Origin of the sequence: Neptunitalea lumnitzerae, from assembly GCF_027924185.1 — a bacterium.
GTDB classification, from domain to species: domain Bacteria; phylum Bacteroidota; class Bacteroidia; order Flavobacteriales; family Flavobacteriaceae; genus Neptunitalea; species Neptunitalea lumnitzerae.
On sequence record NZ_BRVO01000002.1, the window covers coordinates 1,004,479 to 1,022,083 of the forward strand.

Annotated in this window: 12 protein-coding genes and 1 pseudogene; 5 read left to right on the plus strand and 8 right to left on the minus strand. The window is 33.5% G+C overall.

The genetic code is table 11. The features are described from left to right. Positions 1–36: 36 nt before the first annotated feature. On the plus strand, positions 37–2,028 hold the full coding sequence (gene uvrB / locus Y10_RS11655) for an excinuclease ABC subunit UvrB (RefSeq protein WP_281765563.1): 1,992 nt from the start codon (positions 37–39) through the stop codon (positions 2,026–2,028). Between the two features lie 72 nt (positions 2,029–2,100). On the opposite strand, the gene Y10_RS11660 is transcribed toward uvrB, so the two are convergent. Together Y10_RS11660 and Y10_RS11665 are read right to left on the minus strand one after the other, a co-directional pair. Continuing rightward, positions 2,101–2,532: an Hsp20/alpha crystallin family protein gene (locus Y10_RS11660; RefSeq protein ID WP_281765564.1), complete on the minus strand. Its 432-nt coding sequence runs from the start codon at positions 2,530–2,532 to the stop codon at positions 2,101–2,103. 166 nt (positions 2,533–2,698) lie between these two features. Further along, entirely contained in the window at positions 2,699–3,106 is a 408-nt protein-coding gene (locus Y10_RS11665; protein WP_281765565.1) for a TerB family tellurite resistance protein, read from the minus strand. A gap of 75 nt (positions 3,107–3,181) precedes the next feature. Here Y10_RS11665 and Y10_RS11670 point away from each other — a divergent pair. Further along, positions 3,182–3,460, plus strand: a pseudogene (locus Y10_RS11670) (DUF1456 family protein); the annotation flags it as partial. 51 nt (positions 3,461–3,511) lie between these two features. On the opposite strand, the gene Y10_RS11675 reads toward Y10_RS11670, so the two are convergent. From Y10_RS11675 to asnB, 6 genes are all read right to left on the minus strand, one after another. After that, complete coding sequence (locus tag Y10_RS11675; protein ID WP_281765566.1) at positions 3,512–4,066, minus strand: type 1 glutamine amidotransferase domain-containing protein; 555 nt, start codon at positions 4,064–4,066, stop codon at positions 3,512–3,514. A gap of 155 nt (positions 4,067–4,221) precedes the next feature. Further along, entirely contained in the window at positions 4,222–7,215 is a 2,994-nt protein-coding gene (gene secDF, locus Y10_RS11680) for a protein translocase subunit SecDF (RefSeq protein ID WP_281765567.1), read from the minus strand. A gap of 172 nt (positions 7,216–7,387) precedes the next feature. Further along, entirely contained in the window at positions 7,388–8,314 is a 927-nt protein-coding gene (gene mdh / locus Y10_RS11685) for a malate dehydrogenase (RefSeq protein WP_281765568.1), read from the minus strand. 109 nt (positions 8,315–8,423) lie between these two features. Then, the gene (locus Y10_RS11690; protein ID WP_281765569.1) at positions 8,424–9,443 is read right to left on the minus strand and encodes a DUF6588 family protein; all 1,020 of its coding nucleotides are present in this window, start codon (positions 9,441–9,443) and stop codon (positions 8,424–8,426) included. A gap of 125 nt (positions 9,444–9,568) precedes the next feature. Beyond that, entirely contained in the window at positions 9,569–11,506 is a 1,938-nt protein-coding gene (gene gyrB / locus Y10_RS11695; protein WP_281765570.1) for a DNA topoisomerase (ATP-hydrolyzing) subunit B, read from the minus strand. Between the two features lie 351 nt (positions 11,507–11,857). Beyond that, positions 11,858–13,528, minus strand: coding sequence for an asparagine synthase B (gene asnB, locus Y10_RS11700; protein WP_281765571.1), 1,671 nt, complete (start codon positions 13,526–13,528; stop codon positions 11,858–11,860). A gap of 249 nt (positions 13,529–13,777) precedes the next feature. On the opposite strand from asnB, the gene Y10_RS11705 reads away from it, so the two are divergent. The 3 genes from Y10_RS11705 to Y10_RS11715 all read left to right on the plus strand — a co-directional run bounded on the left by Y10_RS11705 (position 13,778) and on the right by Y10_RS11715 (position 17,602). Continuing rightward, positions 13,778–14,419, plus strand: a complete 642-nt coding sequence (locus Y10_RS11705) for a DUF2911 domain-containing protein (RefSeq protein ID WP_281765572.1) — start codon at positions 13,778–13,780, stop codon at positions 14,417–14,419. 91 nt (positions 14,420–14,510) lie between these two features. Then, complete coding sequence (locus Y10_RS11710; protein WP_281765573.1) at positions 14,511–16,742, plus strand: FUSC family protein; 2,232 nt, start codon at positions 14,511–14,513, stop codon at positions 16,740–16,742. 104 nt (positions 16,743–16,846) lie between these two features. Then, positions 16,847–17,602, plus strand: a complete 756-nt coding sequence (locus Y10_RS11715) for a glycosyltransferase family 2 protein (RefSeq protein WP_281765574.1) — start codon at positions 16,847–16,849, stop codon at positions 17,600–17,602. The last annotated feature ends 3 nt before the right edge of the window (positions 17,603–17,605 follow it).

The window sequence follows — 17,605 nt, forward strand, 5'->3', positions numbered from 1 at the left end:
TACCTTTCTTTAATTGATAGTCATTAATTTTGCAAAATGAGATTTAAAATTGCATCAGACTTTCAACCAACAGGAGACCAACCGCAAGCTATTAACCAATTAGTAAAAGGTATAGATAGCAGCGACCAGTTTCAGGTACTCTTAGGGGTTACTGGTTCAGGTAAAACCTTTACCGTTGCCAATGTTATTGAAGAAGTACAACGCCCTACGCTAGTATTAGCACATAACAAAACATTAGCAGCACAGCTCTACTCAGAATTTAAAGCATTTTTTCCTGATAATGCGGTAGAATACTTTGTTTCTTATTACGACTATTACCAACCAGAAGCATATATACCCGTAACAGGAACCTATATAGAAAAAGACTTATCTATTAATGAAGAGATTGAAAAGCTACGTTTAAGCGCTACCTCTTCCCTATTATCCGGAAGAAGAGATGTTTTAGTAGTTGCTTCGGTATCGTGTTTATATGGTATAGGAAACCCAATAGAGTTTCAAAAAAATGTAATTGCAATTGAACGCGACCAAGTACTTTCAAGAACCAAATTTTTACAACAACTAGTACAAAGTTTATATTCTAGAACCACCGCAGAATTTTTAAATGGTAACTTTAGAGTTAAAGGAGATGTGGTAGACGTATTCCCTAGTTATGCCGATGAAGCTTTTAGAATTCATTTCTTTGGAGATGAAATAGAAGAAATAGAGGCCTTTGACCCTGTAAACAATCAGGTTATTGAAAAATACGAAAAGCTAAACATTTACCCTGCTAATATGTTTGTTACCTCACCTGATGTTTTACAAAATGCCATTTGGCAAATTCAACAAGACATGGTGAAACAAGTGGATTATTTTAAAGAAATAGGAAAACCTCTAGAAGCTAAACGCCTAGAAGAGCGTACCAATTTTGACCTTGAAATGATTAGAGAATTAGGCTACTGCTCTGGTATTGAAAATTACTCTAGATATTTAGACGGCAGAGAACCAGGTACAAGACCTTTCTGTTTGTTAGATTATTTTCCAGATGACTACTTAATGGTGGTAGATGAAAGCCACGTTACCATACCACAGGTACATGCCATGTATGGTGGTGACCGAAGCCGAAAAGAAAACCTAGTTGAATACGGTTTCCGCTTACCAGCTGCTATGGATAACAGACCTCTTAAGTTTGAAGAGTTTGAACTTTTACAAAATCAAGTAATTTATGTTTCTGCAACACCAGCAGATTATGAGCTACAAAAATCAGAAGGTACCTTTGTAGAGCAAATTATAAGACCTACAGGGCTTTTAGATCCGGTTATTGAAGTACGACCAAGCGAAAACCAAATTGATGATCTTGTAGAAGAAATTCAACTACGTGTAGAAAAAGACGAACGTGTTTTGGTAACCACACTAACCAAACGTATGGCTGAAGAGTTAACTACCTATTTAACAAGAATTGCCATTAGATGTAGATATATACACTCTGATGTGGATACATTGGAAAGAGTTGAAATAATGCAAGACCTTAGAAAAGGACTTTTTGATGTACTTATTGGAGTAAACCTACTTAGAGAAGGTCTAGATTTACCAGAAGTATCGTTAGTAGCTATTTTAGACGCCGATAAAGAAGGTTTCTTAAGAAGTAATCGTTCACTTACCCAAACCGTTGGTAGAGCCGCTAGAAACCTTAATGGTAAGGCTATAATGTACGCTGATAAGATTACAGACAGTATGCAGAAAACCATTGACGAAACAGAGTACAGAAGAAGCAAACAAATTGCTTATAACAAAGAAAATAATGTAACGCCAAAAGCCCTTAACAAAAAAATTGAAGGAAGCGTTTTAGGGAAAAGCAATAAAGAAGAAGCTGAAAAACAACTTTCAGCTAATATGGCTGCCGAAACTAATACAGACTATCTAAGCAAAAAGGATATTGAGAAACTGATAAGAGAAAAAAGAAAAGCCATGGAAAAAGCTGCAAAAGAACTAGACTTTATGCAAGCAGCTAAATACAGAGACGAAATAAAACAGCTACAAGAGAAGATATAAAAATAGGCCCTGATATAAAACCAGGGCCTCAACTAACCAACTAACATTATGAAAAAAACTTACTCTTCATCTTTATCCTATCTCAATAGATCTTTTTGGCTTCGGTAAAGCCTCTTCTTTTTTAGGCAACTCAATACTTAACACTCCATCTTCATAATTGGCTTTTATAGCATCTTCATTAACCGTTTCTGGTAATGTGAAAGCGCGTTTAAAAGACGAGTAATTAAACTCTCTACGGGTGTAGTTGTGTTCTTTTACCTCATTTTCAGACTTAACTTCAGAAGAAATAGTTAGTACACCTTCATCAACTTCTAAATTAAAATCTTCTCTTTTTCTTCCAGGAACTGCTAACTCTAACAAAAATTCTTTTTCATTATCTTTAATGTTAACAGCCGGAGTATTGTTTCCTAAATTTTGAACGCCTCCAAATAAATCTGGCTTCATTAAAAATTCATCTAATAAATTAGGTAACCAAACATTGTTATTTCTTTTTACTAAGCTCATAATTATTATTTTTTAGTGTTATACTTTTTTCAATTTCAAATTCGCTTAGTAATAGACAAATCCTGTACCATCCGAAAAAAACTATATTTTAACGCCATTATGTCATTTATACAATAAAAAAAGACGACATTTTGTCGTCTTTTATATAATTAAGTATGTCAAACTATCAATTATAATGCGTCTTAAAAATATCTAATAGCACAGAAGTAGGTACAATATGGTCTTCATATTGCTCCATTATAACCAATACCTTATCCATCGCAATAGGATTTAATCCCATACGTAGCCCACATTCTTTTACTAACTTTTCTTCTCTTGGGTCTTTGTCTTCATCTATATTCATCATTAATACCAAACGGTAAAACTGTATAATTCGCTCAGATTCTGATTTCTGAGGTTTAAAAGGTGCAGGTGCACTAAACAGCCTATCTAAATCTAATTTAGATACATCTAATTGCTTCGCTACTGCTAACAAAAAGTTATACTCTCTTTCTTTAAGATCATTATCAATGGTTGCCATTGATATCATTTCAGACAAAATACTTAGTTTTACTTCTCTACTCTTGCTATTCATTGTATTAGTTTAGTTGAAAAGCTGAATTTAATAAATAATAGCTTAATTTTAAACTTTTAATATAATATATGAACTATGACTAATAATGACGTTTTAAAAAAGCTTAGAGTAGCTCTTGCTCTTCGTGATGATGATATAGTGGAAATACTTAAAGATGCAGATTTTGCAATAGGTAAAACTGAACTTAGTGCTTTCTTTAGAAAAGAAGATCATCCTAACTACAAAAATTGCGGAGACCAGGTATTAAGAAATTTTTTAAACGGACTTGTAATTCATTTAAGAGGTACAAAAGACAATCCTAAATTACCAGGAGATGTATTACTTGAAAAACATAAAAGAAACAATTTGAAAAAATAAAAAGAGGCCTAATGGCCTCTTTTTATTTATAACTAGTAAACACTAATATTAAGCATGTTGTTCCTCGTGCTTACCTTCTTTCACCTCTTCCACTATCTTAGCATTAAAAGATTCTAAATCTCCCGGATTTCTACTTGTAACAAAACCTTCGTCTACAACCACTTCTTTATCTACCCAGTTAGCTCCTGCATTTACTAAATCATCTTTAATAGACTTATAGGAAGTTAAGGTCCTACCTTCTACTACCCCTGCACTAATTAATAACGATGGTGCATGGCATATAGCCGCAACAATTTTATGTTGACTAAAGAAGTCTCTAGTAAAAATTAAAGCATCTTCGTTAGTACGCAATGTATCAGGATTCATAACCCCACCTGGCAATACCAACGCATTGTAGTCTTCAGCTTTAACTTCATCTACTGTTTTGTCTACTTTTAATGTTGCACCCCAGTTTCCATCTTTCCAAGAAGTAATTGTTCCTTCATTTAAAGAAACAATATCTACTGACCATCCTTGGTTTTCAATAGCCTCTTTAGGACTAAACAATTCACTCTCTTCAAATCCATTGGTTGCTAAAATTGCAATTTTCTTTTCTAAACTCATAAAGTATTTTTTTCTGGTTAAACATTAACTACTTCAAAGATACCTACTCACAATTAGAAACACTGTTACAACTTTTTTAAAGAAATTCTAAAGGACGTTAAAACAAAAAAGCCATCCGTAACCGGATGGCTTTTAAATATATAATATAATATCAATTATTCTTCTTCAGATACACTTTTAGAGTTTTTCTTCTCTATGGTATCATACATAATTGGCGTTGCAATAAATAAAGATGAATACGTACCTACAACAATACCTACTATCATAGCAAACATAAACCCTCTTAAAGAATCACCACCAAAAACAAAGATGGCAATCATAACTACTAAAGTAGTTAAAGATGTATTTAAGGTTCTACCTAAAGTACTACTTAAAGCTTGGTTTACGTTTTCTCCACCTTTCCATCCGCGCTCATTAGTAATCTCTCTAATTCTATCAAATACAATTACAGTATCATTTAAAGAGTAACCAATAACCGTTAAGATAGCTGCAATAAATGCTTGGTCTATTTCCATACTAAACGGCATGAAAGAATATGTTATAGAGAACACACCTAATACTAATAAAACATCGTGGAATACTGCAGCAACAGCACCTAAAGAGAACTGCCATCTTCTAAATCTTAATAAGATATATAAGAATACAACTGCTAAAGATCCTAATACAGCCCAAATTGCACTTTGTTGAATATCATCTGCAATGGTAGGTCCTACTTTAATAGAGTGTACAATACCAACATCTTGATCATCATTTACAGTAACAAAATCTTCTTCTGTAACACCATCTGGTAAATATTTCTGAAGACCTTGGTATAACATAGTTTGAATTTCATCATCTACTTCAAGACCTTCTTCGTCTACTTTATATTTAGTAGTTACTTTAATTTGACTATCGTTACCAATAGTTTTTACTTGAACAGCACTATTAAACACACCTTCTAAATCTGAAGCAATTTCTGATGCATTTACAGGCTTATCAAATCTAATTTGGTAAGTTCTACCCCCAACAAAGTCAACACCTTGATCTAATCCTTTAGTAAATAAAGAAACTAAACCACCAATAATTAAAACACTAGATAAGATATAAGCTACTTTACGTTTGCTTAAGAAATCTACATTAATGTTTTTAAATAAGTTTTTAGTTACTCCTGTATAGAAGTCTAAACTACGTTTGTTAGCTCCAACATAACCTTCTATCATTACACGAGTAATAAAGATAGCAGTAAATAAAGATGTTAGAATACCTATTAATAATGTAGTAGCAAAACCTTGGATTGGTCCTGTACCAAAAATTAATAAAATAATTGCTGTTAACCCTGTAGTTATGTTAGCATCTAAAATAGATGATAATGCATTTCCAAATCCGTCTTTAATAGCATCGTTAAGAGATTTACCTGCTGCCATCTCTTCTTTAATACGCTCGTAGATAATTACGTTAGCATCTACCGCCATACCAATGGTTAATACAATACCAGCAATACCAGGTAACGTAAGTACCGCACCTAAACTAGCTAATGCACCAAAAATTAATAAGATATTAAATATTAACGCTATGTTAGAGAATATACCTGCTTTACCATAGTAAACCATCATCCATACCAATACAATTACCATAGCAATCATAAACGACATGAAACCACTATCAATAGCTTCTTGACCTAAAGATGGTCCTACAACCTCAAACTGAATAATATCTGCTTTAGCAGGTAATTTACCAGCTCTTAAAATGTTTGCTAAATCTTTTGTCTCTTCAATAGTAAAAGATCCTTCAATAGAAGAAATACCTCCAGTAATAGCCTGTCTTGCTGTTGGCGCAGAATACACTGTATTATCAAGTACAATAGCAATAGCAGTACTATTTTTAGCAGCTGCCCCTGTTAAGTTTTCCCATTGTTTAGAACCAACACCATTCATAACCATTCTTACCATTGGTTTACCAGCGTTATCAAAAGAATCTCCAGCATCAACAATAACATCTCCACTTACAGGTGGCTCAGCGTCTCTGTTACCTTGAATAGCATATAAGCTAATTACGCTAGATCCTTTTTCTTCTTTACCCCAAACAAATTTTACAAATTGTAAATTTGAAGGAATTAATCTTTTAGCCTCTGCACTATTTAAGTAAGAGTTTACTGTAGCTGTATCCTTTTTAGCAGCAAAACCAACAACAACTGATTTTTGCTGAACATTAGGAACTCCCATAATTTCAAATAATGGGTTTTGAACCTGCTGATCTAAAGAATCTTTATCAGCATCTGCTAATAAATCTTCAATATCATCACTTGGCTCTGCTGTTTCTGTAGTATCTACAGTTGTTTCAGCTACTGCTTCTTCAGCTTTAAGATCTTTCTTTAGTTCTTCGTTTAATTGGTAGAAATAAGAAACTACATCTTGGTTAGTGTAAGTTTCCCAGAACTCTAACTGAGCAGTACTCTGAAGTAATTTTTTAGCTCTATCAACATCTTTAATACCTGGTAACTCAACTAAAATTCTACCAGAAGTACCTAAACGTTGAATATTTGGTTGTGTTACACCAAATTTATCTATACGTTGTCTTAAAACCTCAAAAGCTGAGTTTACAGACTCATCTACTTTTTTTCTAATAGCAGCCTCAACAACAGAGTTTTCAGCTCCCATCTCAATATTAGCATCTTCTAATGATCTATTGAAGAAAATATCAGGAGAAGAAAGTTTAACCTGACCTTGAGAAATACTTTCAAATTCTCTAAAAAATAAATCTAAATAAGGCTCATCACTATCTTTTGAAGCTTTGTCTGCTGCTTCAAGAGCATCATTAAAAGTCTTGTTGGTAGATTTATCAGATAGTCCTCTTAAAATATCTTTTACAGAAATTTGAAGAATCACGTTAATACCACCTTGTAAGTCAAGCCCTTTGTTCAATTGTCTTTCTTGAACCTCAGCATATGTAAAACCAAGATAAACTTCTTCGGTTTTAAGTGAGTCTAAATACTTTCTTTCGAAATTAGCTCTCTCTGCTACATAATTTTCTTCGGTTTCAGAAATTTTACTCTCAGCAACTGTTTCAGCTTCTTTCTGTATGTTATTGGTTATGAAAGTAAATGATAATTGATAGATACTTACAATACCAAATAAAAAAGCAAACAGTTTAATCAGTCCCTTGTTTTGCATTAGTATTTTATTTAATAGGTCATTTTTTTAAAACGAGCAAATATATAATTTACAAGATACAATGACAATTATTTTTTTAATAATTCATTGAGAAGAATTTAGACTTCTCCTAACATTACAAAAAAAGAGCCTGAAAAATCAGGCTCTTTTTCTCTTAAATACAAATAATATCTTAAAGACTTAATAATCCGTTTGTTTTAGATACACCTTCTGCACTGTTAGAAATTGCTTCTTTTTCAGCATCAGAAAGTTCAATCTCAACAATTTTTTCAATACCGCTAGCACCTAATACCACTGGCACACCGATACAAATATCTGATAAACCATACTCCCCTTCTAACATAGCTGAACAAGGGAATACTTTTTTCTGATCACAAGCAATTGCCTGAACCAAAGCAGACACAGCAGCTCCTGGCGCATACCATGCAGAAGTACCTAATAATTTAGTTAAGGTTGCCCCTCCTACTTTAGTATCTTCTTTTACTTGGTCTAATCTTTCTTCAGAAATAAACTCTGTTACAGGAACACTATTTCTTGTAGCTAAACGAGTTAATGGAACCATACCAGTATCACTGTGACCACCAATAACCATTCCGTCAATATCAGAAATAGGCGCTTCTAACGCTTCTGCTAATCTATATTTAAATCTAGCGCTATCTAAAGCACCACCCATACCAATAATTCTATTTTTAGGTAATCCGGTAGTTTTATGAACTAGATAGGTCATAGTATCCATAGGATTACTTACAACAATTATAATTGCTTCAGGCGAGTGCTCAATTAAATTAGAAGAAACTTCTTTTACAATTCCGGCATTAATACCAATCAACTCTTCACGAGTCATCCCAGGTTTACGAGGGATACCACTAGTAATAACAACCACATCACTACCTGCAGTTTTAGCATAATCATTAGTACTACCAACAATTTTAGTATCAAAACTATTTAAAGAAGCCGTTTGCATTAAGTCCATTGCTTTTCCTTCAGCATAGCCTTCTTTAATATCTAATAAAACTACTTCAGAAGCAAAATTTTTAATGGCAATATACTCGGCACAACTGGCACCTACAGCTCCGGCACCTACTACAGTAACTTTCATGTGTTTATTTTTTTTATAAATGATTAATTTTTACCCTATAAAAATACGGAAAATGAAATGAAAGAATATGTCATTTATCATATAAATTATAAAATTTATTGCTAAATAACTATCTAAGCCCAAAACTCATTCCCACAGAAGCTGTATTAAATTCTGCTATAGAATAATCTGCATGCAGCCTAAAAAAACCTAATTTCAACCGTGTTCCTAAAGTGGCTCTCACTCCCTTAAAATCATTTTCTACCGAAAGCGGATCTGTTACCATTATATTCTGTCCTTCTTGTACATCATACACCTCATAATCTCCTAATATATTAGAGTGTGAATTTCCTATTACATACCCTAAACCCGCATAGAAATTAATAACAGGTAATTTGGTTGAAAAAATGCTTTGAAAAAGCCAAGAATCTATTTTATTCTCTACACGCTGTCTACTCCCTTCCACCACAGACACATTATCTAGGTCATACGCCGCATCCATAGCCGAATAAGCAACCAAACCAGAAATAGCTATTGGAAACTTACGGTCTTCAGACAGCCATTTAGTAAACTCATGCTGAACACCAAAACCGATTAACCCTACCTGATAGTCATTTATCTCTACATTAGGAAAAACTCTAAATTTAACCTCAGTACCTTTCAACACACCAATACTAGCCTGCAAATACCCACTTGGCAAATCAAACACATCTTCATTGGTTAAACTTTCGGGCAATTTAATAGCAACTACTGTTGAGGCTCCCGTACTAGGATCTACATAGGTATATTCTAAAGTTACATCAGGACTTATAACACCTAAAATAGATGCTACCTCTTTTGAGGTTGTACCATCTTCAAACATCAACCCTTCAAATCCGCTCACATCAAAATTAAAAGCTCTATGCTCATCTTTAATTGTTGCTATATTCCCAATAAATGACACTTCAAAACCTAAAACAGGTTTTGCTTCAGCTGTACTAAACCAACCATTATTTATAGAGTATACTAATGCTTCTGCCCCAGGCGAAAGATACTGCTTCGTATAAGCTTCCGAAGCTTCCATACCTGTTGCCAAAATACTCGTATAATCCTGCGCCTTTGTTTGACTAAACCAAGCCAAAAGAATGGCTACTAAAAAACTTTTCTTCATCTTCCATTTCGTTTTATCATTTAACAGTATACAAAAAAAGCCTGTAAAAATTACAGGCTTTCAATTAAAATGTATGTTTTATTCGATAATCGAAATCAAAAACAAACGCTAAATCTTTCTAGTTATTAAGCATCAATATTTGCATAAACAGCATTTTGCTCAATAAACTCTCTCCTTGGCGGAACATCATCTCCCATTAACATAGAGAAAATTCTATCTGCCTCAGAACCACTATCAATAGTAACACGTCTTAGCGTTCTAAACTCAGGATTCATGGTTGTATCCCAAAGCTGCTCAGCATTCATCTCTCCTAAACCTTTGTAACGTTGTACTGCTGCAGAACCTCCAAAACTTTCATTTATCTCATCACGCTGCTTATCATTCCATGCGTACTCTTTTTTAGCTCCTTTTTTAACCAAATACAAAGGAGGTGTAGCAATATAAACGTACCCATTCTCAATCAACTCTCTCATATATCTAAAGAAGAATGTTAAGATTAAGGTAGCAATGTGAGATCCATCCACATCCGCATCACACATAATCACTACCTTATGGTAACGAAGCTTAGTTAAGTTTAACGCCTTACTATCCTCTTCTGTCCCAACGGTAACGCCTAGCGCGGTGAAGATATTTCTAATCTCCTCGTTTTCAAAAACTTTATGTTGCATCGCTTTTTCCACATTCAAAATCTTACCTCGTAATGGCAAAATTGCTTGGAAATTACGATCTCTACCTTGTTTTGCTGTTCCACCCGCGGAATCTCCCTCCACAAGGAATACTTCACATTTTTCAGGATCCTGCTCAGAACAGTCAGAAAGCTTACCAGGTAAACCACCACCACTCATTACAGTTTTACGCTGCACCATCTCACGTGCCTTTTTAGCAGCATGACGTGCTTGCGCAGCTAAAATAACCTTTTGTACAATAGTTTTAGCATCCTCTGGGTGCTCTTCTAAATAATCAGTCAACATTTCAGAAACTGCTTGCGATACTGCAGCAGAAACTTCTCTGTTACCTAATTTAGTTTTTGTTTGCCCTTCAAACTGAGGTTCTGCTACTTTAACTGAAACAATTGCAGTAAGGCCTTCTCTAAAGTCATCACCAGATATTTCAAACTTCAACTTATCTAGCATTCCAGAATTATCTGCATACTTTTTTAAAGTTGTTGTAAGCCCTCTTCTAAAACCAGCTAAATGCGTACCCCCCTCATGTGTATTAATGTTGTTTACATAAGAATGTAAATTTTCATTAAATGAAGAATTATACACCATAGCAACCTCTACAGGAATATCATTCTTTTCTCCTTCAATAGAAATTACATCAGCAATAATCATTTCTCGGTTACCGTCTAAGAATTTTATAAATTCTTTTAACCCTTCCTCAGAGTGAAAACGTTCTCCCTCAAAACTACCATCTTCCTTTTTACTTCTTCTATCAGTAAGTGTTATACTAATACCTTTATTAAGATATGCTAACTCTCTCATACGAGAAGCCAACGTAGTATAATTATATTCTAAGGTTTGTTGAAATATTGTAGCATCTGGTTTAAAAGTAACTATAGTACCAGACTTATCTGTTTCTCCAACAGATTTTACAGGGTAAATAGCCTTTCCTCTTTCATACTCTTGTTCCCAAATTTTTCCATCTCTATGAACGGTAGCTTTTAAATGATCTGAAAGTGCATTTACACAAGACACCCCCACACCGTGAAGTCCTCCGGAAACTTTATAAGAATCTTTATCAAATTTACCCCCGGCTCCAATCTTTGTCATTACAACCTCAAGAGCAGAAACTCCTTCTTTTTTATGTAAGTCTACAGGAATACCCCTACCATTATCTTCAACAGTTATAGAATTGTCTTCGTTAATAGTTACCGATATCACATCACAATATCCTGCAAGCGCTTCATCTATAGAGTTATCTACAACCTCATATACTAAGTGATGTAAACCTCTAACACCTACATCTCCAATATACATAGAAGGACGCATACGTACGTGCTCCATTCCTTCCAATGCCTGAATACTATCGGCGGAATATTGCTTTTTAACTTCTTCGCTCATATACTATAAATTATTTGTCTTAAGTTAACTCGTCTGGAATACAGACTTATTACGAGTGAACTACAAAGATAAGAAATAGCGCCGTATTTTGAAATTATTTAAACGATTAGCACTATGAATTATCAACAACTTATCAAAACACAAGAAAGTGCCTTAAAAAAGCGGAAACATAGCTTAAATTAAACATTAACAATAATCGTAGCAGTAATTTTTATACATAGGTTGCTTAGAAGCCAAAAAAACAACACCAAATAATTAAACACCAAACGGATAAAAAAGAAAAAGGTGTTGCAAAAGCAACACCTAATCCCCAATTTATTAACCATCCAACATTACATAAATTCAAATTAATTAAGAAACGTAAGCATCTGTATGAACTTTAGAAATTGCCCTACCAGAAGGCTCATTCATGTTTTTAAATGCTTCGTCCCACTCTAAAGCTATCGGAGTACTGCAAGCAATTGAAGGTACAGAAGGTACACTTAAAGCTGCTGCATCACTCGGAAAATGCTCTTCAAAGATAGTTCTGTAATAAAACTCTTCTTTGGTTCTTGGTGGCTGTACCGGGAATCTAAAATGAGCATTTGCCATTTGTTCGTCCGACACTTCTTCATTCACCAATTCTTTCAAGGTGTCTATCCAGCTATATCCAACACCATCAGAAAATTGCTCTTTCTGTCTCCAAGCAACACTTTCCGGTAAATAGTCTTCAAAAGCTTTTCTTACTACCCACTTCTCCATTTTTTCAGGAGTTATCATTTTATCTTTAGGATTAAGGCGCATAGCCACATCCATAAATTCTTTATCTAAAAATGGCACTCTACCCTCAATACCCCATGCTGCTAATGATTTATTAGCTCTTAAACAGTCATACATATGTAGCTTATCTAACTTACGTACTGTTTCCTCATGGAAATCTTTAGGACTCGGAGCTTTATGGAAATATAAATAACCTCCAAATAACTCATCCGCTCCTTCTCCAGACAACACCATTTTAATACCCATTGATTTAATAACACGAGCCATTAAATACATTGGAGTTGAAGCCCTTACCGTTGTAATATCATAGGTTTCTAAATGATATATAACATCCTTAATAGCATCCAACCCTTCTTGAATGGTAAACTTTATTTCATGGTGTACAGTACCAATATGGTCTGCTACTTTACGTGCTGCCGCTAAATCCGGAGAACCTTCTAATCCTACCGAAAATGAGTGTAATTGCGGCCACCAAGCATCTACCGTATCACCAGACTCCACTCTTTTTTGAGAATACTTTTTAGCTATCGCAGAGGTTACAGAAGAGTCTAACCCTCCAGAAAGTAACACCCCATAAGGTACATCAGACATTAATTGACGATGCACGGCAGCCTCTAAAGCCTCTCGTAAATCCTCTATACTGGTTTCATTTTCTTTTACTTCATCATAAGAAGTCCAATCTCTTTCATACCATCTTACTTTTTCCCCAGTTTCACTACTCATGTAATGCCCAGGAGGGAAAAGTTCTATTTTAGTACAAGTACCTTCAAGAGCTTTTAATTCTGAAGCTACATAAAATGTACCGTTCTGATCCCAACCAATATACAAAGGTATAATTCCCATATGATCTCTAGCTACAAAATATGTATCTTTTTCAACATCATATATTGCAAAACTAAAAATACCATTTAAATCATCAAGAAATTTTTCACCTTTTTCTTTATATAATGCTAAAATAACCTCACAATCTGAAGCAGTTAAGAAATTATAATTACCATTTAATTGTGCTCTTAGGTCACGGTGATTATAAATCTCACCATTAGCAACCAATACAAATTTACCGTCATCGCTAACTAAGGGTTGAGAACCAGAAGCTGGATCAACAATTGCTAATCTCTCATGAGTTAAGATAGCTTTCTCGTTACTAAAAATCCCACTCCAATCTGGTCCACGATGGCGCACTTTTTTAGACATCTCTAGTAATTGAGGTCTTAAAACCTCCGCAGATTCTTTTAAATCAAATGCACATACAATTCCACACATGGTAATCTATTTTATTATTATTGTTAAGTCAAAAGTCCTTAAACAATTTCAATTTAAAAACATAAAACTCACTATTAGTTACAAAATGTAACTTTAAAAAAGATTAAACATTACAAACAATAAGCTTTTCTCCTTTTAAGCATCATAATTTCTAACAAAGTATAACTCCAAAGCAAGTCTTTTAATTTTAAATATAATTTAACTATTAAACACGAGAAAATTAAAGATATTTAGCGCAAAAATAAAACTATGAAATTGAGAACAGGAAGCGCCCTTTTATTTACCTTATTATTAATCTGCACTTTAAACACTGTAAATGCTCAAAAATTTAGCGGGCTAGACATGAGTCCGCATGATATTGCTTACTACAGAACAGAAAACAACGCAGCCCCATTAGTTAAAGTATTATATGGAAGACCTCAACTTAGAGGTAGAGCCGTAGGTAAAGAAATAGCACCATTCGGGAAAGTTTGGAGAACGGGTGCAAATGAAGCTACTGAAATTCACTTTTATGAAGATGTAATTATAAACGACACCTTAGTTAAAGCTGGTACTTATTCACTATTAACCATACCTGAAAAACGAGAATGGACCTTTATTATTAATAAAGATACTGACACCTGGGGAGCCTATTCTTATGATGAAAATAAAGATGTAGTAAGAATTAAAACATCTTCTGAAGGAGGTAAAGAATCTTTAGATGCACTTTCTATAGCATTTGACAAAACAGATGAAGAAGATACCGTAAACCTTGTTGTTGGTTGGGGAAAAGTAAGAGCTTATTTACCTATAGAATTTCCTGAGAACACTCCTAAAGAAGAACTTATAACTAAAGAAACAGAGCCCGACAACCAAATTGAAACAGAAAAGACTACTGAAAATGTAGATTAGGTTAGAGATTGAAAGTTATATAGAACGATTTCAAATTAACACTTTATAATTCAATGAGTATATGTAAATTTGCACACAACCCGCAGATTACATGAAACAAGAATTACTTCTATTTTTAAAAACATATGACTTTAGAAAAGGAATCCTATTTGCTACTCTAGGATTCCTTTTAGTTGCTATAGGATTTACCTTATTCCCAAACACTCCTTTTGGCATTACGCTAGGAATGGGAATTTTACTTTCCGCTATTAGTGATGTGCCAGGCACCAAAAAACACACCTACATAGGTATTCTTACCGGCATAGGATTGGCTATTGTTTCATTTTGTTCTGTACACTTAACAAAACACAACCCTTGGCTTTTAGGCACGGTTATCTCTATACTCATCTTTACAAATTCCTATATCTGTGTGTATGGTTTAAGAGCGTCAATGGTTTCTTTTTCTGGTCTATTAGCCATTGCTTTAGGCTTTGTACCTTTAAGTCCAGAGATTGAATTATACAAAAGCGCTTTCTTTATTCTTATTGGTAGTGGTGTTTATATTTCAGTTTCTTTTATTATAAACCTTATTAGCCCAAAACAAATAGGCGAACAACTCTTAGTAGAATGTATGCAGCTTACTGCTTCTTATTTAAAAACTAGAGCAAGCCTACCCTTAAGTAACAATAGAGATCCGCTACTAAAAAAACTACTAACATTACAAATACGCATTAACGAAAAACACGAAAGCTTACGTGCAATTGTTTTAAGACAACAATCTAAAGTAATGGGTAGTGGTTACCACAGAAGGCAATTATTAATATTTATTGAACTTGTAGATATTTTAGAATTAGCATTAGCCACCCCTATTAATTACAAAGACATAGATAAACGTTTTAAAGACCACTCAGAAGTTTTACAGCCATTTGGAACACTACTTAACACATCCTCTGAGTTACTAGTAGACTTATCTTTTAAAATCTCAAATAAAAAAATATCGCACAAAACTTCTGAACTAAGAGCAATATTAAGCAAGATTCATGAAGCTATTGAAAATTATAAACAAACACTCGAGGCCACCAAAGAAAGAAGAGACAACGTAATTCTTCTTAGAAATTTAGCAGATTATGAAGAGCAACAGATTCAGAAACTAGAGACTATTGAAAGTATTCTTTCTAACGATTTTAACCTTCATGAAGCAGAAGACCCCGACCAACCAACAAAATTTATTACCAATCAAGATTATTCTTTAAGAGCATTACGAGACAATTTTAATTTTAAATCGGTAGCATTTAAACATGCACTTAGATTAATGCTCTGTGTTATAACTGGTTTTGTTATAGGAACTGTTTTTGAATTTCAAAACGCCTATTGGATTATTATTACCATTTTGGTTATTATGAGACCTAACTATGGTATTACCAAACAACGCACATTTCAAAGAATCATAGGTACTTTTATAGGCGCTCTATTTTCTTACTTGATAATCTATAGCACCCCAAACATTTACCTTTACGCCGTTATAACTTTCATAGCCATGATTTTTGCGTTTGCTTATATTCAACGCGATTATTTAAAAGCTGCTATTGCTATTACGGTTAATATAATTTTTGTTTTTGCAATGGTTTCAGATGATGCTTTCGGTATTATCAACTCACGTATTATAGACACCATTGTAGGCTCTTTATTAGCAGTAATATTTAATTATTTCTTTTATCCGGCTTGGGAGTCGTCTAACTTACACAGAGTTTTACAAGGCTCATTAAAAGCTAATCAAAAATATTTAAAAGAAATAGCCTCTATTTACGTAAACAAAAAACAACCCATTACTAAATATAAACTATCAAGAAAAACAGCTTTTATGCAACTTGGTAATTTACACGCTGCATTCCAAAGAATGTCGCAAGAACCTAAATCTAAACAAGTTAAAACAAAACAACTGTATGATATTATTATAATACAACACACATTCTTATCTGCTGCTGCTGCTTTAGGCACTTACATTCAAAGTCACAAAACCACCGAAGCATCTGATTACTTTGAAGATTATATAAATGCTATTATTAATATATTAGAGGCTTGTGTAATGGGATTAAACAAACAAGAAACCCAGCTAGACGAAGCGCTAGAAAACATCAAAAAAGCCGATACTTATCTTTCAGACATATACAACAAGTTGTTTTCGCAAAGAGAAAAGGAATTTTTACAGGGGCAAGTAACTATTAGTGAATCTTTAAGAGAAAACTTAAAAGAAATCAAATTGGTATACGACCAATTAAAATATTTATACAAACTTTCCGTTAAATTGGAAAAACAAGTAATTATTTTTAGTAACCAATCATGAAAATAAGGAAAGAAATCTCTTATTGATATTTCATTTTTCTATTAGTTTTCTTCATTTATTTAATGTTATATTTGCCTCAACTAACCTAAGGCTTACTCGGTAAAATGCACAAACTATCTGCGGTTTTAATAACACTTAACGAAATTAATTGCATAGAAACATGCATAGATAGTATTTCTTTTGCAGATGAGTTAATTGTAGTTGATTCTTATAGTACAGATGGCACTTGGGAGTTTTTACAAAACCACCCTCAAATTAAAGCCTATCAAAATACTTTTAAAAACTATACCGATCAGAAATCGTTTGCTTTAAACTTAGCTTCTAACAATTGGGTTTTATTTGTAGATGCAGACGAAGTTGTTACAACAGCATTAAAAAACGAAATAAAAGATGTTTTAAAAGCTCCAAAAGCCGACGCTTATTATGTGTACCGAAAGTTTATAATGAACAACGTTCCTTTAAAATTTTGTGGCTTTCAAACAGACAAACAATTACGTCTTTTCAACAAATCAAAAGCTCACTTTGTACCCAATAAATTGGTACATGAAAAAATAATATCTAAAGGTTCAGAGGCTTTTCTTAAAAACAAATTAGATCATAATTTTTATAAATCTGAAGAAGATTACAAGCGTAGAATAAAATTCTATGGTACTTTAAAAGGACAAGAAATTTATCAAAAAAAGAGGCCTGCTACAATTTTCCATTCCTTATTTAAGCCTTCTTTTAAGTTTTTCTATATGTACATTATTCGCCTAGGTATACTAGATGGAAGAAAAGGCTACAAAATAGCTAGCATTAACGCTAAAGGAGTTGCCGAGCGTTACAAAGAAATTAAAAGGATTAAAAAACGTACCACCTAGTTT

What these genes read in the sequence shown, in the direction of transcription:
- uvrB (WP_281765563.1), top strand. Translation starts at nt 37, where the DNA reads ATGAGATTTAAAATTGCATCAGACTTTCAACCAACAGGAGACCAACCG.
- Y10_RS11660 (WP_281765564.1), bottom strand. Translation starts at nt 2,532, where the DNA reads ATGAGCTTAGTAAAAAGAAATAACAATGTTTGGTTACCTAATTTATTA.
- Y10_RS11665 (WP_281765565.1), bottom strand. Translation starts at nt 3,106, where the DNA reads ATGAATAGCAAGAGTAGAGAAGTAAAACTAAGTATTTTGTCTGAAATG.
- Y10_RS11675 (WP_281765566.1), bottom strand. Translation starts at nt 4,066, where the DNA reads ATGAGTTTAGAAAAGAAAATTGCAATTTTAGCAACCAATGGATTTGAA.
- secDF (WP_281765567.1), bottom strand. Translation starts at nt 7,215, where the DNA reads ATGCAAAACAAGGGACTGATTAAACTGTTTGCTTTTTTATTTGGTATT.
- mdh (WP_281765568.1), bottom strand. Translation starts at nt 8,314, where the DNA reads ATGAAAGTTACTGTAGTAGGTGCCGGAGCTGTAGGTGCCAGTTGTGCC.
- Y10_RS11690 (WP_281765569.1), bottom strand. Translation starts at nt 9,443, where the DNA reads ATGAAGAAAAGTTTTTTAGTAGCCATTCTTTTGGCTTGGTTTAGTCAA.
- gyrB (WP_281765570.1), bottom strand. Translation starts at nt 11,506, where the DNA reads ATGAGCGAAGAAGTTAAAAAGCAATATTCCGCCGATAGTATTCAGGCA.
- asnB (WP_281765571.1), bottom strand. Translation starts at nt 13,528, where the DNA reads ATGTGTGGAATTGTATGTGCATTTGATTTAAAAGAATCTGCGGAGGTT.
- Y10_RS11705 (WP_281765572.1), top strand. Translation starts at nt 13,778, where the DNA reads ATGAAATTGAGAACAGGAAGCGCCCTTTTATTTACCTTATTATTAATC.
- Y10_RS11710 (WP_281765573.1), top strand. Translation starts at nt 14,511, where the DNA reads ATGAAACAAGAATTACTTCTATTTTTAAAAACATATGACTTTAGAAAA.
- Y10_RS11715 (WP_281765574.1), top strand. Translation starts at nt 16,847, where the DNA reads ATGCACAAACTATCTGCGGTTTTAATAACACTTAACGAAATTAATTGC.